We start from the raw sequence: 21,998 nt of genomic DNA, 5'->3' as shown, positions 1-21,998 counted from the left end.
AATTCCGGCATTCAGCCAAGCAGCCCCGTAGTTTCGGGAAGTATCAATACCCGTTAATTTTCAATATTTTGAAGAGAAGTACATACCCGTCATACGTGAAGATGCCTCGCCTGGCTGTGTTGCTGATGGTATGCGGGTTATTGAGTGCTTGCTCCAACACCCGGTATTTACAAAAAGATCAGAACCTGCTCACCAGTACAGATGTGAATATCACCGGTACGCTGAGTGGGAATGAGAAAACGGACCTGAAGAACGATCTTTCCTCCAAATCCCTGATGCTGCAACAGCCCAACCAGAAATTACTGGGCACCCGCTTAAAAGTGTGGCTGTACAATCAAAAGAATTACGAGAAGAAAAGCAACTGGTTCTGGAACCTGATGCTGGCAGAACGGAATCTCCAGGAGCCTGTCATCTACGATTCCCTGAAAACAAAAGAAGCTGTTTCCCGCATGGTTTCCTATCTCAATAACCAGGGTTATTTCTATGCTACAGTAGGTTACAAAGAAAGTATCAAACGGCAGAAAGCAAGTGTTGATTATGAAGTGAACACCGGCAAGAACTTCGTTATCAAGAAAATTAATTACGACATACCAGATACGGCCATCGCCAAGATCGTAAAGGAGAACCTGAAGTTCTCCCTCTTAAAAACCAACGATGCCTATAAAGCAGGGAACCTGGATGGTGAACGGGAAAGGCTCATGCGGCTGATCCGCGATGCAGGGTATTATAAATTCAACCGGGAGCTGATCTCCTTTACAGTGGATACCCTGAATAAATCCCTCTTCGTAGATCCGCTGAATCCTTTTGAAAGCATGCCCACGGTATTAAGTTCAGATCAGAAGCCCTTGCTGGATATTGACGTGGAAATAAAACTGCCGGAGGATTCCGCCAGCGATCTTACCAAGATCTTTTACCTGGATAAGATCTATGTGTTCCCTGATTTCAAACTGCAGGGAAATGTGAATGATACCAATTATCACACTACGCAAAACCGCTTCCTCACCATCAAATATTATGAGAATATTATTCGTCCGCGGGTGCTCTCACGGGCTATTCAATTACGTTCCAACGAAAGATATTCTACCCAGAACTATAACAACACGGTGAACCGTTTGTACGATCTGAACCTCTGGCAGTTTGTGACCCTTACTTACAAGGAGAGTCCGGATACGGTACAGAAGCTGGATGCCTACATTCAACTGACGCCCAGGAAAAAGCAGGAGATCAGCACCAACTTCGATATCTCTACCAGTAGTGATTATTTTGTGGGTAGCGGCGTGTCCGTTGGTTATCGCCATTACAACCTGAACCGCGCTGCCAATGAATTACATATCAGTGTGAAAGGAGGTGTGGAAGTAGTGAAGAATAATAGCCAGTTCGATATGCAGGCACAGGAATACGGCATCACCGCAGATCTCATCCTGCCACGTTTTGTGACGCCTTTCCGTTTGCGGCAGAATAACCGCTCTACTGCTAAAACACGTATTTCCGCAGGTTTCAATAACCTCCGGCGTATTGATAAGTTCAATATCAGGAACGTAACCGGTTCTTTTGGATATGAATGGAATGAATCCCTTTACAAACGCTGGAATGTAAAACCATTAACCTTCACATATGTGGGAGTAGTGCTCACACCCACTTTCCTGGACAGTGTGGTGAGTACCAGTCCTTATCTCAGGCGGAGTTTTGAACCCGCCTTTGTGGGAGGAGAAGCTGTTTCCTATATTTTCAGTAATAACGATGTGTTCCATCAACGACAGAACTCTTATTTCCGCGCCAATTTTGAAGAATCAGGATTATGGCTGAAAGGCGTAAATGGAGCGCTGCATGCATTGACCAGCGGAAGAGAAAACCTGGAAACACTTTCCAAAGTAAATATTTCCCAGTTTGTAAGGCTGGAACTGGATTACCGGCACTACTGGAATTATGAACGTTCCTCCGTTGCCACGCGCGCTTATGCTGGTTTGGGCATCCCTTACGGGCAAAGTAGCGTACTGCCCTACATTCGCCAGTTTACATCCGGTGGCCCTAATAGTATCCGTGCATGGCGTTTGCGTACGCTGGGTCCTGGTTCTTACACAGATACTTCAAGAGTAGCGCAGATCTTCCCGGATCAAACAGGGGATATGAAACTGGAAGGGAATGTGGAATACCGTTTCAACCTGTTCCGTTTATTTGGCGGCAGCATGAACCTGAGAGGCGCTACCTTCCTGGATTTCGGTAATATCTGGATGTTGCGGAAAGATACCTCCCGCCCGGGTGCGGAATTCCAGGTGGCCAATCTTTATAAGGATATTGCCATTGGCACCGGCGCCGGTTTAAGAGTGGATTTTAGTTATTTCCTGATCCGTTTTGATTTTGGTATCCCGCTCAAAAAGCCATACCCCACCAAAAATGCCAGTGGCTGGTACATTGGTGAATGGACGTTGGGAGATAGCCGCTGGCGGCGTGAAAATGTGATCTGGAATGTGGCGATCGGTTACCCGTTCTGATGCGCCTGTTTATACTGCTCAATGAAATCTGCTACTTCCATTGCATCCTCCAGTTTAAATGCCCCGATCTTTGTACGGCATAAACTGCTCAGATAACCGCCGCAACCAATGGCTGCACCAAAATCATTGGCAAGGGAACGGATATAAGTACCCGTACTGCACTGCACCCTGAAATGTACTACAGGCAAAGCCACTTCCGTGATCTCAAAAGCATAGATAGTAATATTCCTGGGTTCCACTTTTACATCCACCCCTTTGCGGGCCAGGAGGTAAATAGGTGTACCATTCTGTTTGATGGCGGAATGAATGGGAGGGAGTTGTTGTATAGGGCCAACGAACTTGTCCGCAAAAGCCTGTAATCCGGCCTGGTCCAGCGCAGGAACAGGCAACTGATTTTCCGGTGCAGATTCAAGATCGAAAGTAGGCGTAGTGGCGCCCAGTGTGAAAGTACCGGTGTACTCTTTTTCCTGCGCCTGGTATTCATTGATCTTTTTGGTCATTTTACCTGTGCAGCAGATCAGCAAACCTGTTGCCAGGGGATCTAAAGTGCCGGCATGGCCTATCTTGGCTTTGGTGGTATTTCTAACTTTCCTTACTACATCAAAGGAGGTCCAGGTGAGCGGTTTGTTGAATAACAGTACGGCACCTTCCTGGTAATTAATTGTTTCGGACATTTTGCAAAGATAAGTTTCCTTTAAGATGAAAAGGCCAGCAGGCTTTGATCATATTCATGCATCAGGCGGGTTACGATCTCTTCCACGCTAATGATATCATCCACCATTTCCACGCTTTGCCCTGCGCTCCAGAGATGACTGTAGTTACCCGGTTTCACGGCCTTTTGAAGTTTCCGCATCCCATTGATCTGTATCATCAGCTTATAGTATTTTTTTGTGCGGGGATTACGGGAAAGCCATTTCTCCCAGGCACTTTGTTTATACCCCATCTTTTTGGCTTCCGGGGTATTGATGATGTTACAAGGAGTGCCGGACAGTCGTTCTGTGAGTACGATATCTTCCATACCATGATCCAGGATGGCCTGTTTATATTCTTCACTCACGGTAGCTTCTATGCTGGCAATAAAGCGGGTGCCAATAGAAACCATATCGGCTCCCAATACCATGGCACTGGCCATTTGCTGACCCGTGGCAATGCCGCCGGCAGCTATCACAGGAATATGCGGGAATGCTTTTTTAAGGGCAGGAATGAGCACATGCATAGGGTAGGGGCCGGCATGGCCGCCTGCGCCTGCGCATACAGCAATCAATCCATCTGCTCCATTCTGCACTGCTTTCTGTGCGTGTTCCATATTCGTTACATCACAGATCACTTTACCGCCATAAGTATGTGCGGCTTCAATTACTTCTTTGGGATTGCCAAGGGAAGTGATGTAAAAAGGAACTTTGGCTGCCACACAGGCGTCCAGGTGTTTTTTATAGAGCGGATTTGTTTTTTGTACGATCAGGTTCACGCCATAAGTGCCCTGCTGGTATTGTGCCCTGGTTTCATTGAGCCTTTCCAGCAAAGCCGGCAGTTCTCCTTCCTTGCGGTAATTGAGAGAAGGGAAGGTACCTGCAATGCCCGCGCGGATAGCCGCTTTCATCATGGGTTCGTTACTCACGAGGAACATGGGTGCCATGATCAGCGGGTATTTCATACCCAGTTCCCGGGAAAGAGGATGGTTCATCTGTTCGTTTGTAATTGCCGGGCCACGTATTTACCCAGGATGTCAAATTCCAGGTTTACGGCAGCGCCTGGCGTAAGGTGCTGAATATTAGTGTGCTCGTAAGTATAAGGAATGATGGCTACTGAAAAAGCATCCTGCGTGATATCAAATACAGTAAGGCTGATGCCATTCATGCAAATGGACCCCTTTTCCACGATCAGGGAGGCAAATTGCGGCGGGAAGCCAATGCGGTACAGCCAGCTGCCGTTTTGCTCTTCAATAGAGAGGCAGGTGCCCGTACTGTCCACATGCCCCTGTACAATATGCCCGTCTATCCGGCTGTTGAAGATCATGGCCCTTTCCAGGTTCACGGTCTGACCGGTTTGCAGGGTGCCCAGGTTCGTTTTTAATAAAGTTTCCGCTACTGCGGTAGTAGTATAATGATCCGCTGCAATAGCGGTAACAGTAAGGCAAACGCCGTTGTGAGAGATACTTTGATCCACCTTCAATTCAGGTGCCAGTGCCGAGCTGATGGTAAGTTCCAGGTTTCCTCCTTCCTTTACGGCCGAAGTGATCGTGCCCATGGTTTCAATAATGCCTGTAAACATAAAAGTCTTAATATTGGACTTGCAAAATTAGTCAATTACGCATTACCATCCTGAATTAGGAAATGGGAGTTGATTTAGTTTTGGAAATTAAAAACTAAAATGTATCTTTGCCGTCCGTAAAAATTATAAAGGAGAAATATGTTAATCATCGATTCTAAAGATTGCGAAAACATAGACAAAGCGCTTAAAAAGTATAAGAAGAAATTTGAGAAAGCGAAGATTTTGCTGCAACTCAGAGAGCGTCAGTCATTTACCAAGCCATCTATCCGTCGTCGGACCCAGGTGCTGAAAGCTGTTTACAAACTGCAGGTAGCTTCTGGTAAATTCGAGTAATTAAGATCAGAAATTAATTTCTAATACATAAGATTGATGATTGTAAGGTTTTCGATAACTTTACAGTCATCAATTTTTTTGTGTTTCCATGAAGGAAGACCATCTCATACCACTGGCAAAAGAATTCCTGGCCTACTATGCAGGCGTTAAGCGGAAGTCACCGAGAACAGTGGAACTGTACACGGTGAACCTTGCTCAATTCTTTGAATACCTGGCCCTTGAATATGGCGGTATAGACCTGAAGGACCTCCGTTCCCTGCACATCCAGTCCTGGTTAGTGGAAGGGTTGAAAGGCCGGCCAGATACCCCCGACATCGTTTCCCCCGGCACTATCCGTCATAAAATATCCACCTTACGATCATTCTTCAAATACGCTGTTCGCCAGAAAGTGATCGGGCAAAGCCCTATGGTGAAAGTGATCAGTCCCAAACTCCGGAAACGTTTACCCGTATTTGTGGAGCAGAAGGGTATGCAGCAGCTGGAGCAGAATTCTGTGGAAGGAGAGGAGATCTTTGGAGATGATTTCAAAGGGGCTACCGGGCAGCTGGTGATTGAATTGCTGTACCAGACCGGTATCCGGCAGGCAGAACTGCTGGGCCTCAAACTGCGGGATGTGGATGTGAGCAATGGTCAGCTCAAAGTATTGGGAAAAGGCGGTAAAGAACGCATCATACCTATCAGCAATGAATTGTTGCAGCATATTAAGGCCTACGATGCCCGTAAACGGCAGGAACTGGCTGATCCTGAACCTGAATACCTTTTGGTGAATGAAAAGGGAACAAGGGTCAGTAAGGGGTATGTTTATAGACTGGTGAAGGCAGCGCTGAGCCAGGTAACCACTATTTCTAAAAGAAGTCCGCACGTATTGCGGCACACATTTGCCACACATCTCGTGAATAACGGGGCGGACCTTAATGCTGTAAAAGATCTGCTGGGGCACTCAAGCCTCGCGTCTACACAGGTTTACACCCATAATACGATAGAAAGTCTCAAGAAAGCTTACAAGCAGGCGCACCCCAAAGCCTAGCACAGCTATCAATATTTCTGCATACACGATTAAGATCATTGCAACAGATGATGCTCCTCAGGTGTTAATAACAGCAGAGGGGTTAACCTTGCATTATTATGATTTTAACAAAATTTTTCACACAAATAATGGAAAGCGATGGAAAGTTCAGTAAATTAGTAATACCAATCCTCACATTAAAAATCGCCTATGAAAAGATGATTACTTGCTTGAAATTAGATTGTTAAATGTTAAATTTTAGTGCTATGAATGTTCAAATTCAAACTGTGCGTTTCGATGCTGACGCCAAACTTATTGATCATGTGAATAAACGAATCCAGAAACTTTCTACATTTTATGACCGCATTGTAAACGTTGAAGTATTCCTCAAACTTGATCAGTTAGCCCACCAGGTCAAGGACAAGATAGCCGAGATTAAAGTTCACATACCCCGCCACGATTTCTTCGTGAAACATGAGTCTAAATCCTTCGAAGAGTCCATAGATCTGGCCTTTGAATCGCTTGTAACCCAGATCAAGCGCCAGAAGGAGAAGAATTTACATTAATTTCCCAGAAATATTTTGAAGTTAATTTTCTCTTTACTACCTTTGCCATCCCGAATCAAAAAGGGATCCGCAAGGGTAGTAAAGTTCTTTACTGTAGGGCATTTTAGCCGACTTACATCAAGAGATTGATCGCATTCGGAAGCTGAAAAAAATATTTGTTTCTTAAAAAGTAAACCATTTATTTTGCGCTTCCTTTTAGCAGGAGTGTTAATCTTTTTCTTGATAAAACATGCCAGCATAGCTCAGTTGGCCAGAGCTACTGATTTGTAATCAGTGGGTCGGGGGTTCGAATCCCTCTGCTGGCTCAGAAGTTTCCGGATGGCTCCGGGCAAAGTTTGTAAGTTGGGCAGGTTCCAGAGCGGCCAAATGGGGCGGACTGTAAATCCGCTGTCTTTCGACTTCATAGGTTCGAATCCTATCCTGCCCACGCTTTATTTTGTTCCGCTTTTGTGCAATCAGGGGCGGAACAAAGTTGTGCAAGGAAATAGAGTGATTGATAAGTACCAAGTAAAATGCGGGAGTAGCTCAGTTGGTAGAGCGACAGCCTTCCAAGCTGTAGGTCGCGGGTTCGAACCTCGTCTCCCGCTCTGAGTCAATACGAATTATCAATTGCGGATTACGGGTTGATAATTTTTAAAAGAGATTCGTAATTCGTTTTGAATTCGCTGTTGTAGCTCAGGGGTAGAGCACTTCCTTGGTAAGGAAGAGGTCGTGAGTTCAATTCTCATCAACAGCTCAAAAAAGTTTGAATTTGAAAAGGGAGGTTCTCCTCAATCAATCAAATAATTTCGGATAGCAGATTGATGGATTGTCCTTCGGGAAGGTTCAGGAGATCAGTATCCGAAATTCGAAGTTTAACTAAGCCGATAAGCTCAATGGATGAGCGTTCTAAGGAAAAAGAAAGGAGCGGGTTCAATCCCCGTCATTGGCTCAAGTTTGTAAATACCGTTTTTTAAACACTATTAATACAACTTTACAAACCATCTTAAAAAAAAATACAATGGCAAAAGAAACCTTCAAGCGGGATAAACCCCACGTTAACATTGGTACCATCGGTCACGTTGACCACGGTAAAACTACCTTGACTGCTGCCATTACGTCGACACTGGCAAACAAAGGTCTGGCTGAGAAGAAAGGATATGATGAAATTGATGCAGCCCCAGAAGAAAAAGAAAGAGGTATTACAATCAATACAGCACACGTTGAGTATCAGACTTTAAGCCGTCACTATGCGCACGTTGACTGTCCAGGCCACGCTGACTATGTGAAGAACATGATCACCGGTGCTGCTCAAATGGACGGTGCTATCCTCGTAGTAGCTGCTACAGATGGTCCAATGCCACAAACGAAAGAACACATCCTCCTGGCTCGTCAGGTAGGTGTTCCACGTATCGTAGTATTCATGAACAAAGTTGACCTGGTTGATGATCCGGAATTACTGGAACTGGTTGAGATTGAGATCCGCGACCTGTTGTCTAAATACGGTTTCGATGGCGATAATGTTCCCATCATCCAAGGTTCTGCAACTGGTGCTCTGGCTGGCGATGCCAACTGGGTTTCCAAGATCGACGAACTGATGGACGCTGTTGATAGCTACATCCCACTGCCTCCACGTCCGGTTGACCAACCGTTCCTGATGTCAGTAGAGGACGTATTCTCTATCACCGGTCGTGGTACTGTTGCTACCGGTCGTATCGAACGCGGTCGTATCAAAGTTGGTGAGAACGTTGAGATCGTAGGTCTGATCCCTGAGTCTCTGAAATCTACCTGCACAGGTGTTGAGATGTTCAAAAAACTGTTGGATGAAGGTGAAGCTGGTGACAATGCCGGTCTGCTGCTCCGCGGTATTGAGAAAACTCAGATCCGTCGTGGTATGGTTATCTGCCAGCCAGGTTCTATCACTCCGCACACTGACTTCAAATGTGAAGTATACGTACTGAGCAAAGAAGAAGGTGGCCGTCACACTCCATTCTTCCAAAAATACCGTCCTCAGTTCTACTTCCGTACAACTGACGTAACTGGTGAGGTTGAATTACCAGCAGGTGTTGAAATGGTTATGCCCGGTGATAACATCGGTCTGGTTGTTAAACTGATCCAGCCTATCGCTATGGAAAAAGGTCTGAAATTCGCTATCCGCGAAGGTGGACGTACCGTAGGTGCTGGTCAGGTTACAGAAATCCTGAAATAATATTGGTAGCAATACTGATAACAATAAAAAGGCCATTAGTTGTAATTTGCTTTCATTAGCAGGTTATATATTTGCTGAGCAAAGAGAATTGCGGCTAATGGCTTTTTAACAAACGGGTATGGTGCAACGGTAGCATACGGGTCTCCAAAACCTTTGATCTGGGTTCGAATCCTAGTACCCGTGCTTAAGAATTAAATTGCCGGAAAGTTAAATTGATTGGTTTTTGAAAGAAAACAGGCAATTTTACTCCACGGCAATTTTTATCGTTCATATCAGGATAACTTATTACCATGAACAAAATCACAAATTACTTCAGAGAATCATACCACGAACTCGTTCATAAAGTATCCTGGCCAACCTGGCGGGAACTGCAATCCTCTACCATGATCGTTCTGATCGCCACTATCATCATCACCCTGATGGTTTGGGGAATGGATTCAGCCTCTCACCTCGTTTTATCGCAATACTATAAACTGTTTCAATAATGGATGATATCCAAATAGAAGATACCCCACTGGAAGAAACGCCACAAGAGGAAACCTCGCAAGAGCAAGAAGAAACTCCTCAAGAGGAAACTCCACAGGAAGAAACTCCCAAAGCGGAAGCACCAAAGGTTGAAACGCCCCAGCCACCCGCACAGGAAACCAAATGGTATGTACTGCGCGTAGTAAGTGGTAAAGAGCGGAAAGTAAAGGAATACCTGGATATTGAAGTACGCCGCAGCGACTGGGGTAATACGATCATCCAGATCTTCCTGCCGGTAGAAAAAGTATACAAAGTGCTGGCTGGTAAAAAAGTGATGCGTGAAAAGAACTTCTACCCTGGCTATATCATGATCGAAGCCCTCGAAGGAAGAATGACAGACGACGTGATCTCGGCTATCCGTAACGTTTCTGGTGTTATCCACTTCCTTGGAAAAGAAAAACCCATCGCACTCCGTAAATCAGAAGTGAACAAGATGCTGGGTAAAGTGGATGAGATCTCCGATCAGGGTATGACCATGAGCGAACCATACATCGTAGGAGAAACCATCAAGATCATCGATGGACCATTCAACGATTTCAATGGTACGATCGAAGAAGTACTGGATGATAAGAAGAAACTGAAAGTAACCGTGAAGATCTTCGGCCGTGCAACACCGGTAGAACTGAACTTCATGCAGGTAGAAAAGATCAGCTAGGCTGTTCATTATATTTAGAGAGCCTCCCGGTATTCCGGGAGGCTTTTTTGTTTGTTGACCAGTTCCGTAAATTTCAGTAAATTTAGAGGAGTAGCATTTCAATCCCAGACCCCAACCCCTGACCATGGCAAAGTTTTCACGCCGACGCCCCGTTGTTATTACCACCGTTATGCTGTTATTGCTGGGTGGCGCCTTCAGTATATATTACTTCTATTACGTACCCCGTAATAAACAGCAGGTGCAGCAATACGGCTTCAACACGCTCAGGTCTGTATCTGAAACACTGGAATCCCGGAATAATAACCAGCTGAAATTCTCCTATAACAATATTTCAAAAGCAACCCCTAAGGACACCCTGTACCTCCCTGCTTCCAGCAGCTGGGACCTTATTCCCAGAACAACAGAAATTACTGCTGCCGTGGAAAAAACATCGGGAAGTGCAGCACTGATGATCAAGAACGACAGCCTGTATTATTACACGAAGAAAATGGATGCCAAGCAGGAGAACTATAAAGCCATCTCCTTTTCTATCCACGATCTGATGCAGCCTATTGTAAAAGACAGGGCTGAATTCTTTACAGGATACCTGCTGATCAAACAACCGGGAGATACAGCAAGGAGGGAAACCGTGTTTGATAATAACAGGCTGGGAGAGGACCTCAGTAATATACTGGATACCTTACTGGCTAAACATAAAGGGCATCAGGTGTCTTCTGTTTATCCTGTCAATGTGCAGGGCAAGAGTTACATGGTTTTCACTTACCCCTGCAAATTTGGAAGTGAAAAACTGCTGCTTTGCGGATTACTGCCTTCGCGGGTATTCAACGCAAGAGTGAATTATATTCCCGATTCTTTCCTGTATGGAGTGGTGATCGTACTGATCGTTGTGCTCATCAGCCTTCCCTTCCTGAAATTATACCTGATGGGAAAAGAAGAACGGCTGGGCTTCTCAGATCTGCTGTTGACCGTTGCTGCATTATTTGTAGGTGTTACCATGATCACCCTGGTTATCATTCACTGGTTATTACTGGAAGGAAGTTATGCCAGAACAAGAGATGATCTCACATACCTGTCCAACAGCATAGATACCAGCTACCAGCGGGAAAAGGACAGTATCCGGAAACAACTGATAGCACTGGACACTGAAATGGATACCAGGCGGAAGAAGGTCAGGGATACCAGGCAACTGGATACAGCACGAATGGATAACCTTTATATCTACGAATCAGATAAAGAAGCCTTAACCGGCAGGCTCTTGTTTGATCACCATACCTATGATTATTTTGACAGGGTGGTATGGGCTGATTTTACCGGCCAGCAAAGGATCAGGGCGGAACGAAGGGGAGGTAAATCTATTTTTATCAATATCAGTGAAAGGCAATACTACCGCGTTTTTGATACGCTCACCAAATTGTATGGCAGCCCACTTAAAGGAACAGAAGATGCTATATACATAGAACCTATCAACAGCTGGACCACCGGAGAGTTTAAAGTAGATGTGTCCATGAAAAGCCGCATTCCTGCATTTAGTATTGTAGTGATGGTAACGGAAATGTATTCTTTCATTAATACCGTTATGCCGGAAGGATATGGTTTTTGCCTGCTGGATAAAAACGGGAATGTACAGGTGCATTCCAGCAAAGGCCGCAACCTAACCGGTAACCTGCTGGAAGAGATCAGCTCCGGCAGCATACAGGAGGCCATGAACGGAAGGCAGAACAAGTATGTGAAAACGCTGCTGTATAATGGTAAACCCTATTCCATGTACATCCGCCCGTTGGAAAACAGCGATCTGTTCCTGGTTACCTTTCATGACAGCAGTTATATGCTGCCGGTGAATCTGAGGATACTCATATTTGCATTGCTTTTTTCTTTCATCACCTGCATCCTGGTGCTGGGTGCTATTTTCTGCATCAAATACAGAGGCATCAGTGTATTCCAGAGTGCAGCCGATTATTTCAGCTGGATGGTGCCGCGCCTTCACATGAAAGGATTTTACATCCGGGGCATTGTGCTGTTCATTGGTTATATGGTACTTTTCCTTTTACTGCAATTCAATCTTCCTCCCGCATCCGCACAATATGCTATTTTGATATGGGGTATTTTGTCTCCGCTGAACCTGGTATTTATGTTGTTCTGGCTCTATGTAGCGCATTACAAAACAGAAAACATGACAAGGCAGTTAAAGCTGATGCGGATAGGAATAGTTTGGGGGGCATGGCTGCTGGCCAACTTACTGGCCTACCTGATCTTTGCCGTGAATGAATGTGACGCAAGCCTTATCTACTGGCTGTTACCAGTTATCATCATCATTGCTGCCGTGGCCATTATACTGATCCCTTTGAAAACGCGCGAGCCGAAAAACCAGCCCATACAGGCGATATTGAAGAGCTGTTTTATCCGGTATAAATTCTTTATCCTGTTCCTGTTACTCGCTTTTTCTGCATTACCTGTTTCTACATTCACCTGGTTTGCACACAATATTGAGATCCTGCAGGAAGTGAAGAAACAGCAACTGCATGAAGTAAATGCATTGGCGGAAAGACAGTTCAGGATAGCAGAGTTATGGAACATGGGAGGAAGTGACAGTGCATCTCCCCGGCAGTATGTTCGCATGCAGTATGAAAATGGACGATATGCTATTTATCCTGATACGGTGATGCTGTTACAGCAAGATACCACCAAAGCCAAACCACTTCCTGACCATGTAATACTGCATTTCTATTTTGGTTTAGCGGATAAGATCGGTGCAGCATATTATGCACCGGTAAACTACCCGGGCTTTGATCATGCTGCGGCAGACAGGAGCTGGGAATGGGAATTTCAGCGTAAGGATAGTTTCCTGCTGATGAAGGACCATCATCATAAAGACCTGAATCTTCAGCGGCTGGAATTGGGTAACGGGAGTATCTCCCTGTTATCAAGGTATCCTGACAGGTTTAAGTTTATAGATACGGTAAAGGGGCTCTTCTTCCTGTTTGTATTCATCGGGCTGGTGGGGCTTGTGCTCTACCAGCTGATCCGCCAGAGCTGCAATGCTTTGTTCCACTTAAAAGTGATCCAGCTTTTTGCAGTGAAGGAAACAGTGGATAAGGTGGCGGACAGGAAAGAACCGAAGGATATTGTAAAAGAGCTGATGAATAAAATGGTGGTGAAGGGCTTTGATGATAAGTTGTGGGAGGAAGGATCATTGACGGCTTTACACAGATTGCTGCTGCTGGATATGGCCGTGGATGGTTTGATCAATAGCCGGAACCTTCCGGAGATAGGGCAGCTGATTGAAATGAAGATCCTGTGCATCCGGGATGGACGGTTAAAGTTTACGGACGATACTTTCCGGGCCTATTTATTGTCGCAAAAGAATACGGAAAAAGAAGTGGCATTGCGGAAGGAGATCAAAACGGCCAGTACCTGGGAGTTATTACACCTGCCTGTGATCATCGCTATTACAGCCGTGGCAGTATTCATATTCTTTACACAGGAAGATGTTTTCAGGCAGATTGCGGCGGCGGTGGCTGCAGCTACCACATTGATCCCGGCACTGCCAAAGTTGTTCGGGGGAGGAGGGAATGCTTCTTCCGGCAAAGAACCGGAAAAGTAGTACGGCAGTAACCTGCCGTACTGTAATAGCTTATTTGCGTGTCATCTTCATCTCCATGGACTTGTATTCTGTACCATTTTCCATTTGATACATCTCCATCAGGTGTGTATTATCATCTATGATCTTATACACTTCCCTCACATTCATTTCCTTGCCGGAGGCAGGATTGGTGCATTTACCGGTAAAAACAACAGAGCGGGTGGCATCGTCCCATTTACCTTCCATGTACATGATCCCGGTACTCATATTGTCCACCCAGGAACTTTGAAATACCTTTTTCAGGTTGTCGTATCCCATGGTGCCAATGCCTTCAAAAGGCTGGCCTGCAAAGGAGCTGGTGTGTTTGGTTTCCTGGAACCGGCCGCCAAGGATCATTTTGTTGGTGCAGGAGCCGCTTCCTTTGGAAGGAGGGGCGCCGGGAGCCATCCAGAAGGTCATGTCCGTAGCCCATTGCCCGTCGGACATGGCGATCATTTTTTGCATGGAACCAGGGGTGGCGTATTCCATCCAGTTCTTTTGGGCAGCTTCATCCTGAGCATTCACAGAAAAGGTAAAGCAGGTGATGGTGAGAATTAACAATGTGCGTTTCATAAAGGGGTGGTTTTAAGGGCACTAAAGTTACTAAATACTTGTTTTGGCAACTTTATGCGTGGTGCCACACCTATTTTACCGGAACCAGTTGCAGGCAAACCGGGCGCTCCACATTGATCTGGTTACCTGTAGGGGTCAGTTTATCCGAAGCAGGGTCCCTTTTAAACACCACCACATTATTGGTACTCTGGTTAGCCACAAGTACATATTTGCCGGAAGGATCTATCATAAAGTTGCGCGGGTTTTCGCCTAAAGTGGGCTCATGCGCAATAAAACTCAGCTCCCCGTTGCTTTTGTTGATCTTAAAGGATGCCAGGTAGTTCTGCTTGATCCTGTCGCTCACATAAAGGAAATTACCATCCGGTGTAACATGTACATCGGCCAGGCCGAACTGGGGTTTTGCTCCCGGGGCTGTGGAAACTGTTTGTACAGGTAACAGCGTTTTATTCTTATAGTTATAGACAGTTACGTTCCCATTGAGTTCTCCCACCACATAAGCCCATTTGCCGTTTGGATGGAAGGTGAAGTGCCTGGGGCCCATTCCCGGTTGTGTGGTTATAAAAGGGATGGCAGCAGGGGTGAGGGGTGTTTTCTTATTCCCCGGATGATAATCATATACCATGATCTTATCTATGCCCAGGTCTGCTACAAAAACCTGTTTCTGATCCGGGGAGAAGTTAACGGAATGGGCATGGGGGCCTTTCTGCCGGGATTCCACAATACTGGATCCGGTATGCTGAATGGTTTGGATGGGAGCGCCAAGGCTGCCATCTGGCTGAATGGGCAAAACGCTGACACTGCCGTTTGCATAATTGGCCACGATCACATTACGGCCGGCTTTGTCTATATTGATATGGCAGGGCCCTTTGCCGCCGGAGGACTGGCTGTTCATCAGTTCCAGGCGGTTGCCATCAAACTTTAAAGCATACACACTGCCGCCGTTTGCGCCACTGGCCTCGCCTACAGCATAAACATACTGTCCGTTGGCAGATACCGTGAGGAAGGAAGGATTATTCAGTTCATCATTGGAACTTACTTTGGTGATGGCGCCGGTTTCCGGATCAAACCTGCATACATGTATGCTTTTAGTGTAAGTACCAATAAGGAGGGTCTGTGCCGCAGTGGAAAATGGCAATAGTATAATAAGAAGGGTGAAAAGACGCATAAAGAGGAATTTGGCGTTTAAAATACAACATAAATCCGTATCTTTGCATGCCTAATCAGAAACGCAATGTACTGATGAATAGGGTTTTAGCTATTAATTTTATTACCAATCTCCGGATAATAGCAAAAAAAATGCCGAACTCCAAACAATTTTTGTTATTTATTTAATTAATAGCTACCTTTGCATCCCCCTTGAAAGGTCTTTAGAGACTTTTGAGTTTTGGGAGTTTTCTTCCCGGTAAAACAGGAGGAGAACGCTTAACCAAATTAAAACAGACATCAATGGCAAAAGAGATCGCAACGTACGTGAAATTGCAGGTGAAAGGCGGCCAAGCCAATCCTGCACCTCCGATTGGTCCCGCTTTGGGTTCCAAAGGTGTGAACATCATGGAGTTCTGCAAACAGTTCAACGCCCGCACCCAGGATAAAATGGGTAAGGTATTGCCTGTTTTGCTGACAGTTTACACTGACAAATCATTTGACTTCGTAATTAAGACGCCTCCTGCACCTGTACAGTTGCTGGAAGCTGCCAAACTGCAAAGTGGTTCAAAAGAGCCTAACCGTAATAAGGTAGGTAAAGTATCCTGGACACAGGTTGAGGCTATTGCACAAGACAAAATGCCTGACCTGAATTGCTTCACCCTGGAAAGCGCTATGAAAATGGTGGCTGGTACAGCGCGTAGCATGGGTATTACTGTTGACGGTAAAGCCCCCTGGGAAAACTAATTTGTTCACTCCCGTTATCGGGATTAACTTTTAAATCATTCTGCAATGGCAACGAAGAAAAGAAAAGTGGCTGACGTTAAGGTGGACAAAACAAAAACATACAGCCTGAAAGAGGCATCCACCCTCGTTAAAGACATTAACTGTACTAAATTCGACTCTTCTGTCGATTTACATATCCGCTTAGGCGTTGATCCTAAGAAGGCTGACCAGGCTATCCGTGGCTCTGTAACGCTTCCACACGGTACTGGTAAGACTAAGAAAGTATTGGTTCTTTGCACACCGGACAAAGAAGCTTCTGCTAAAGAAGCGGGTGCTGATTTCGTAGGTCTGGATGAATTTATCCAAAAGATCGAAGCTGGCTGGACAGATGTAGACGTAATCATCGCTACACCTTCCGTGATGCCTAAGATCGGTAAACTGGGTAAGATCCTCGGACCACGTAACCTGATGCCTAACCCTAAGACTGGTACTGTTACTAATGATGTAGCAGGAGCAGTTAACGAGGTTAAAGGCGGTAAGATCACCTTTAAAGTAGATAAAGCTGGTATCATCCACGCTTCTATCGGCCGCGTTTCATTTACGGCAGATAAGATCGAGGAGAATTCCGTTGAGTTGATCAACGCGATCATCAAGCTGAAACCATCTACCGCAAAAGGTACTTACCTAAGAGGTTTATCTATGGCCAGCACCATGAGCCCTGGTATTGTAATTGACACCAAATCTGTTCAAAACTAATTATTGAGTAATGACGAAAGATCAAAAAACAGAGGCAATAGAGCTGCTGAAAGGTAAGTTCTCTCAATATAGCAACTTCTACATCACCAATACAGAGTCACTGAGCGTAAAGCAGGTGAACCACCTGAGGAAAGTGTGTTTCGATAAGAATGTAGAAATGAAGGTGGCTAAGAACACCCTCATTAAGAAGGCACTGGAAAGCCTGGACAGTGAGAAATATGCTGGTGTTTTCGAAGCACTGCATGGCGTAACTGCCCTCATGTTCTCAGACAGCCCGAAAGAGCCTGCGCTGATCATCTCCACTTTCCGCAAGGAAAACGCCAAACTGGAAAAACCAGTACTGAAAGCAGCTTTCATTGCTGACGAACTGTACCTGGGCGATAACCAACTGGCTAACCTGGTGAAGATCAAAACCAAGAACGAACTGATCGGCGAAGTGATCGGTTTGCTGCAATCACCTGCAAAACGCGTTATCGCTGCTTTGCTGGAGAAAGCAAGGAAAGAAGAAGAAGGCGTTGCCGTAGAAGCAGCACCTGCTCCTGAAGCGCCTGCAGCACCAGAAGCTTCCGCACCGGCCGCTCCAGAAGCTCCCGCAGCTGATGCAGCACCAGAAGCACCTGCAGCTGAATAAGCTATAAGGGCACATTACCATGGCTTCCAAGTCACAATATAAACAACATCAAATTTTCAAAACAATTTCAAAATTATCATACAATGGCAGACGTAAAAGCATTAGCTGAACAATTAGTAGGTCTTACTGTTAAGGAAGTACAAGAACTCGCAGACGTACTGAAAAGCGAATACGGTATCGAACCAGCTGCTGCTGCAGTTGTAGTATCCGCTGGTGGAGATGGTCCCGCTGCTGTAGAGGAAAAAACTGCCTTTAACGTAATCCTGAAAGCTGCTGGCGCAAGCAAGCTGAACGTAGTGAAGATCGTTAAGGATCTGACTGGTCTTGGTCTGAAAGAAGCAAAGGAACTGGTTGACGGTGCACCTAAAGCTATCAAGGAAGGCGTAAACAAGGCTGAAGCAGAAGATCTGAAAGCGAAGCTTACTGAAGCTGGCGCTGACGTAGAAATTCAGTAATTCTTTGTTTTAGATACATCTTTTTAAGGTCAAAAGTGATTTTTCACTTTTGACCTTACCCCTTTGGGAAAGTGTCTTTCAAAAGACAAGAATTTCGATGTATTTGACAAAGAATCATTAATTTCCCTTATTCATACAAGTTATATTAACTGCTAACTTCGAATATGTCTCTAAAAAAAGCCCAAACTAACGAAAGAATTAATTTTGGAAAGATCAAACAAGTTGCTGAGACACCGGATCTGTTGGCTATCCAAATTCAATCTTTCAAGGATTTCTTCCAATTAGAAACCACACCAGACAAGCGAAACAACGAAGGCCTTTTTAAAGTATTCAAGGAAAACTTCCCGATCACAGATACGAGAAATATCTTCAATCTGGAATTCCTGGATTACTTCGTAGACCCTCCGCGTTATACCATCGAAGAGTGTATTGAGCGGGGGCTTACGTACTCCGTGCCGCTCAAAGCAAAACTCCGTCTGAGCTGTAACGACGAGGAGCACGTAGATTTCCAGACAATTGTGCAGGATGTATTCCTCGGGAATATACCTTACATGACCCCAAGGGGCACTTTCGTGATCAACGGTGCTGAACGGGTAGTTGTATCTCAACTCCATCGTTCACCTGGTGTGTTCTTCGGTCAATCCGTGCATCCAAATGGTACCAAGATCTACTCTGCAAGGGTGATCCCTTTCAAAGGTGCCTGGATGGAGTTTGCGACGGACATCAATAATGTGATGTACGCGTACATCGACCGTAAGAAGAAATTCCCGGTAACCACCCTGTTGCGTGCCATCGGCTACGAAACGGATAAGGATATCCTGGAGCTGTTTGGTATGGCTGACGAAGTTAAAGCAGACCGCAAGAACCTGGAAAAATATACCGGCAAAAAGCTGGCTGCCCGCGTTTTACGCAGCTGGGTGGAAGATTTCGTGGATGAGGATACCGGTGAGGTGGTGAGCATCGAAAGGAATGAGATCGTGTTAGAACGCGATAGCTTCCTGGATGATAACAACATCGAACTGATCGTGGACATGGGCGTGAAATCTGTATTTGTGCAGAAAGAAGAGGTGAGCGGCGACTTTGCCATCATCTATAACACCCTCAACAAAGATACATCTAACTCTGAGCTGGAAGCCGTTCAGCACATCTACCGCCAATTGCGTGGTGCCGATGCGCCGGATGATGAAACAGCAAGGGGTATCATCGATAAATTATTCTTCTCAGATAAACGTTATGACCTCGGTGATGTAGGACGTTACAAGATCAACCGCAAGTTGGGCTTACCTACGCCGCTGGACATGAAAGTGCTCACGAAGCTGGATATCATTGCCATCATCAAGTACCTGGTTCAACTGACCAATGGTAAAGCTGATATCGATGATATTGATCACCTGAGCAATCGTCGTGTACGTACCGTGGGAGAACAGCTCTATGCACAATTCGGCGTAGGTCTGGCCCGTATGGCACGTACCATCCGTGAAAGAATGAACGTAAGGGATAACGAGGTGTTTACGCCAGTGGACCTGATCAATGCGAGAACTTTGTCCTCCGTGATCAACTCCTTCTTTGGTACTTCTCAATTGTCTCAATTCCTGGATCAGACCAACCCATTGTCTGAGATCACGCACAAGCGCAGGATCTCCGCACTCGGGCCCGGCGGTTTGAGCAGGGAAAGAGCAGGCTTTGAGGTACGTGACGTACACTATTCCCACTACGGCCGTCTCTGTACGATCGAAACCCCGGAAGGACCAAACATCGGTCTGATCTCCACCCTGTGCGTACACGCCATGGTGAATGAAATGGGATTCATTGAAACGCCTTACCGTAAAGTAAAAGACGGTAAAGTGGATATGACTAAGATCGAATACCTGAGCGCTGAAGAAGAAGATTCTGTAAAAATAGCCCAGGCTAACTCACCGTTGGACGATAAAGGTTCTTTCGCGAACGAAAAAGTGAAATCCCGCGAAACTGGTGATTTCCCCATCCTTGATCGTGAAGAAGTGGAATACATGGACGTTGCTCCGAACCAGATCGTTGGTTTGAGCGCTTCCCTGATCCCCTTCCTGGAACATGATGATGCCAACCGTGCGTTGATGGGATCAAACATGCAACGTCAGGCTGTTCCGCTGATCAATCCACAGGTGCCTATCGTAGGTACTGGTCTGGAAGGAAAAGCAGCACGCGACTCCCGCCTGCAGATCACCGCAGATGGTAAAGGTGTTGTAGAGTTCGTGGATGCAAATGAGATCCATGTTCGCTACGAGCGCGACGAAATGCAGAAACTGGTAAGCTTTGAAGATGATCTGATCATCTACCAACTGACCAAGTTCGTTAAGACCAACCAAAGTACCTGTATCAACCTTCGTCCTGCCGTAAGAAAAGGACAAAGAGTAGTAGACGGAGACTTCTTAACAGAAGGATACGCTACCCGTGCAGGTGAGCTGGCCCTCGGCCGTAACCTGAAAGTGGCGTTCATGCCATGGAAAGGGTACAACTTTGAGGATGCGATCGTGATCTCTGAGCGTGTTGCCAAAGAAGATTGGTTCACCTCTATTCACATCGACGAATACGAACTGGAAGTACGTGACACTAAACTGGGTGAAGAAGAACTGACACCAGATATTCCGAACGTGAGCGAAGAAGCCACCAAGGACCTGGATCAGAACGGTATCATCCGTGTAGGTGCGCATATTAAAGAAGGAGATATCCTGATCGGTAAGATCACCCCACGTGGTGAATCTGATCCTTCTCCTGAAGAAAAACTCTTAAGAGCTATCTTCGGTGATAAAGCTTCCGATGCGAAAGATGCTTCCCTGAAAGCGCCACCATCTACAGAAGGTGTGGTGATAGACAAGAAGCTGTTCTCCCGCGCTAAGAAAGACAAGAACTCTAAGACCCGTGAAAAAGCGGCATTGGAGAAATTGGAAAAAATACATCAGAAGAATGAAGAAGACCTGATGGAAGTGCTGATGAGTAAGTTACTGTTGCTGCTGAAAGACAAAACGTCTGCCGGTATCACCAACACTTACGGTGAAGTATTGATCTCCAAAGGCTCTAAATTCTCTAACAAGAACCTGGCGAATGTTGACTTCCAGTTTGTAAACCCATTGGGTTGGACAACGGATCAGGAAACAAACGACCAGATCAACTTCCTCCTCCACAACTTTAACATTAAGTACAACGAGGAGCTGGGCCGCTACAAACGTGAGAAGTTCAACATCTCTATCGGTGATGAACTGCCAGCGGGCGTACTGAAACTGGCTAAGGTTTACCTGGCCAGCAAACGTAAGCTGAAAGTAGGGGATAAGATGGCAGGCCGTCACGGTAACAAGGGTATTGTGGCTAAGATCGTACGTGATGAGGATATGCCATTCCTGGAAGATGGAACCCCGGTTGATATCGTGTTGAACCCGCTTGGGGTACCTTCACGGATGAACCTTGGTCAGATCTATGAAACTGTTCTTGGATGGGCCGGTCAAAAACTGGGTGTAAGATTCGCCACGCCTATCTTTGATGGTGCGAGTGTTGAAGAGATCGCCGGTTATATTGACGAGGCTAAACTGCCGAGTTTTGGCCACACTTATCTGAGTGATGGTGAAACCGGAGAGCGCTTCCACCAGAAAGCAACCGTAGGTATTATCTACATGCTTAAACTGAGCCACATGGTGGACGACAAGATGCACGCCCGTTCTATCGGACCATACAGTCTCATTACGCAACAGCCATTGGGTGGTAAAGCCCAGTTCGGTGGTCAGCGTTTTGGTGAGATGGAGGTATGGGCCCTGGAAGCATACGGTGCCGCCAACATCCTGCAAGAGTTGCTCACTATTAAGTCCGATGATATCGTAGGCCGTGCTAAAGCTTATGAAGCAATCGTGAAAGGAGACAACATACCGAAAGCCGGTGTACCTGAATCCTTCAATGTATTGATCCATGAGTTACGTGGTCTCGGTCTGGATCTGAAGTTCGATTAAGATTATTATATAACGGCAGTTCCCTACCCGGGAGCTGCCGTATAATCATGTGAAGACAAACAGGCCATGGCATCTCAGACCATGC

Annotated in this window: 18 protein-coding genes and 6 tRNA genes; 19 read left to right on the top strand and 5 right to left on the bottom strand. The window is 45.8% G+C overall.

Going from position 1 to position 21,998, the window contains the following annotated elements:
- Nucleotides 1-68 precede the first annotated feature (68 nt).
- Nucleotides 69-2,492, top strand: coding sequence for a BamA/TamA family outer membrane protein (locus GFS24_RS13665; RefSeq protein ID WP_153660106.1), 2,424 nt, complete (start codon nucleotides 69-71; stop codon nucleotides 2,490-2,492).
- Here the strand turns inward: GFS24_RS13665 and truB are convergent.
- From truB to GFS24_RS13650, 3 genes are read right to left on the bottom strand one after another with little or no spacing between them, the layout of a single operon-like run.
- On the bottom strand, nucleotides 2,480-3,166 hold the full coding sequence (gene truB, locus GFS24_RS13660; protein WP_153660105.1) for a tRNA pseudouridine(55) synthase TruB: 687 nt from the start codon (nucleotides 3,164-3,166) through the stop codon (nucleotides 2,480-2,482). The two genes, GFS24_RS13665 and truB, sit on opposite strands and share 13 nt — an antisense overlap.
- A 20-nt stretch (nucleotides 3,167-3,186) precedes the next feature.
- Nucleotides 3,187-4,176 (bottom strand): nitronate monooxygenase family protein, encoded by a 990-nt coding sequence (locus GFS24_RS13655; RefSeq protein WP_153660104.1) that lies wholly within the window; start codon nucleotides 4,174-4,176, stop codon nucleotides 3,187-3,189.
- Nucleotides 4,173-4,763 carry a riboflavin synthase gene (locus tag GFS24_RS13650; RefSeq protein ID WP_153660103.1) on the bottom strand — a complete coding sequence of 197 codons (591 nt, stop codon included), beginning with the start codon at nucleotides 4,761-4,763 and terminating at the stop codon, nucleotides 4,173-4,175. Before GFS24_RS13650 ends, GFS24_RS13655 begins: the two co-directional genes overlap by 4 nt.
- Before the next feature lie 138 nt (nucleotides 4,764-4,901).
- On the opposite strand from GFS24_RS13650, the gene rpsU reads away from it, so the two are divergent.
- The 13 genes from rpsU (at nucleotide 4,902) to GFS24_RS13585 (ending at nucleotide 13,637) form a co-directional block, all read left to right on the top strand.
- The gene (rpsU, locus tag GFS24_RS13645) at nucleotides 4,902-5,096 is read left to right on the top strand and encodes a 30S ribosomal protein S21 (protein ID WP_153660102.1); all 195 of its coding nucleotides are present in this window, start codon (nucleotides 4,902-4,904) and stop codon (nucleotides 5,094-5,096) included.
- An 88-nt stretch (nucleotides 5,097-5,184) separates the two neighbouring features.
- Nucleotides 5,185-6,123: a tyrosine-type recombinase/integrase gene (locus tag GFS24_RS13640; RefSeq protein ID WP_153660101.1), complete on the top strand. Its 939-nt coding sequence runs from the start codon at nucleotides 5,185-5,187 to the stop codon at nucleotides 6,121-6,123.
- Between the two features lie 245 nt (nucleotides 6,124-6,368).
- Nucleotides 6,369-6,668, top strand: coding sequence for an HPF/RaiA family ribosome-associated protein (locus GFS24_RS13635; RefSeq protein WP_153660100.1), 300 nt, complete (start codon nucleotides 6,369-6,371; stop codon nucleotides 6,666-6,668).
- Nucleotides 6,669-6,899: 231 nt separating this feature from the next.
- Nucleotides 6,900-6,973, top strand: a tRNA-Thr gene (locus GFS24_RS13630).
- Between the two features lie 39 nt (nucleotides 6,974-7,012).
- Nucleotides 7,013-7,095: transfer RNA gene (locus GFS24_RS13625), tRNA-Tyr, on the top strand.
- A gap of 87 nt (nucleotides 7,096-7,182) precedes the next feature.
- Nucleotides 7,183-7,255: transfer RNA gene (locus GFS24_RS13620), tRNA-Gly, on the top strand.
- A gap of 77 nt (nucleotides 7,256-7,332) precedes the next feature.
- Nucleotides 7,333-7,404: transfer RNA gene (locus GFS24_RS13615), tRNA-Thr, on the top strand.
- 126 nt (nucleotides 7,405-7,530) lie between these two features.
- Nucleotides 7,531-7,599 (top strand) — tRNA-Ser (locus GFS24_RS13610).
- 69 nt (nucleotides 7,600-7,668) lie between these two features.
- The gene (gene tuf, locus GFS24_RS13605; protein WP_153660099.1) at nucleotides 7,669-8,856 is read left to right on the top strand and encodes an elongation factor Tu; all 1,188 of its coding nucleotides are present in this window, start codon (nucleotides 7,669-7,671) and stop codon (nucleotides 8,854-8,856) included.
- A 112-nt stretch (nucleotides 8,857-8,968) separates the two neighbouring features.
- Nucleotides 8,969-9,039: transfer RNA gene (locus tag GFS24_RS13600), tRNA-Trp, on the top strand.
- A gap of 107 nt (nucleotides 9,040-9,146) precedes the next feature.
- Entirely contained in the window at nucleotides 9,147-9,341 is a 195-nt protein-coding gene (gene secE, locus GFS24_RS13595) for a preprotein translocase subunit SecE (protein ID WP_074239955.1), read from the top strand.
- A complete protein-coding gene (nusG, locus tag GFS24_RS13590; RefSeq protein WP_153660098.1) occupies nucleotides 9,341-10,036 on the top strand; it encodes a transcription termination/antitermination protein NusG in 696 nt (231 codons plus the stop codon). The genes secE and nusG overlap by 1 nt, the downstream gene beginning before the upstream one ends.
- A gap of 124 nt (nucleotides 10,037-10,160) precedes the next feature.
- Nucleotides 10,161-13,637 carry a cache domain-containing protein gene (locus GFS24_RS13585; RefSeq protein WP_153660097.1) on the top strand — a complete coding sequence of 1,159 codons (3,477 nt, stop codon included), beginning with the start codon at nucleotides 10,161-10,163 and terminating at the stop codon, nucleotides 13,635-13,637.
- A 30-nt stretch (nucleotides 13,638-13,667) separates the two neighbouring features.
- Here GFS24_RS13585 and GFS24_RS13580 read toward each other — a convergent pair whose 3' ends face one another.
- Together GFS24_RS13580 and GFS24_RS13575 are read right to left on the bottom strand one after the other, a co-directional pair.
- A complete protein-coding gene (locus GFS24_RS13580; protein ID WP_153660096.1) occupies nucleotides 13,668-14,228 on the bottom strand; it encodes a DUF1579 domain-containing protein in 561 nt (186 codons plus the stop codon).
- Between the two features lie 70 nt (nucleotides 14,229-14,298).
- Nucleotides 14,299-15,393, bottom strand: coding sequence for a lactonase family protein (locus GFS24_RS13575; protein WP_153660095.1), 1,095 nt, complete (start codon nucleotides 15,391-15,393; stop codon nucleotides 14,299-14,301).
- A gap of 281 nt (nucleotides 15,394-15,674) precedes the next feature.
- Here GFS24_RS13575 and rplK point away from each other — a divergent pair, with 281 nt between their 5' ends.
- From rplK to rpoB, 5 genes are all read left to right on the top strand, one after another.
- The gene (gene rplK / locus GFS24_RS13570) at nucleotides 15,675-16,118 is read left to right on the top strand and encodes a 50S ribosomal protein L11 (RefSeq protein WP_153660094.1); all 444 of its coding nucleotides are present in this window, start codon (nucleotides 15,675-15,677) and stop codon (nucleotides 16,116-16,118) included.
- Between the two features lie 45 nt (nucleotides 16,119-16,163).
- Complete coding sequence (gene rplA, locus GFS24_RS13565; RefSeq protein WP_153660093.1) at nucleotides 16,164-16,853, top strand: 50S ribosomal protein L1; 690 nt, start codon at nucleotides 16,164-16,166, stop codon at nucleotides 16,851-16,853.
- A 10-nt stretch (nucleotides 16,854-16,863) separates the two neighbouring features.
- Nucleotides 16,864-17,484 (top strand): 50S ribosomal protein L10, encoded by a 621-nt coding sequence (gene rplJ / locus GFS24_RS13560; protein WP_153660092.1) that lies wholly within the window; start codon nucleotides 16,864-16,866, stop codon nucleotides 17,482-17,484.
- Nucleotides 17,485-17,567: 83 nt separating this feature from the next.
- The gene (gene rplL / locus GFS24_RS13555) at nucleotides 17,568-17,939 is read left to right on the top strand and encodes a 50S ribosomal protein L7/L12 (RefSeq protein WP_153660091.1); all 372 of its coding nucleotides are present in this window, start codon (nucleotides 17,568-17,570) and stop codon (nucleotides 17,937-17,939) included.
- Between the two features lie 164 nt (nucleotides 17,940-18,103).
- Nucleotides 18,104-21,913 carry a DNA-directed RNA polymerase subunit beta gene (gene rpoB, locus GFS24_RS13550; RefSeq protein WP_153660090.1) on the top strand — a complete coding sequence of 1,270 codons (3,810 nt, stop codon included), beginning with the start codon at nucleotides 18,104-18,106 and terminating at the stop codon, nucleotides 21,911-21,913.
- Nucleotides 21,914-21,998 lie beyond the last annotated feature (85 nt).

The sequence above is a fragment of the Chitinophaga sp. SYP-B3965 genome, from assembly GCF_009647655.1.
GTDB lineage: Bacteria > Bacteroidota > Bacteroidia > Chitinophagales > Chitinophagaceae > Chitinophaga.
Note: the sequence above shows the minus strand (reverse complement) of the source record. Positions and strands in the feature narration are given on the sequence as shown.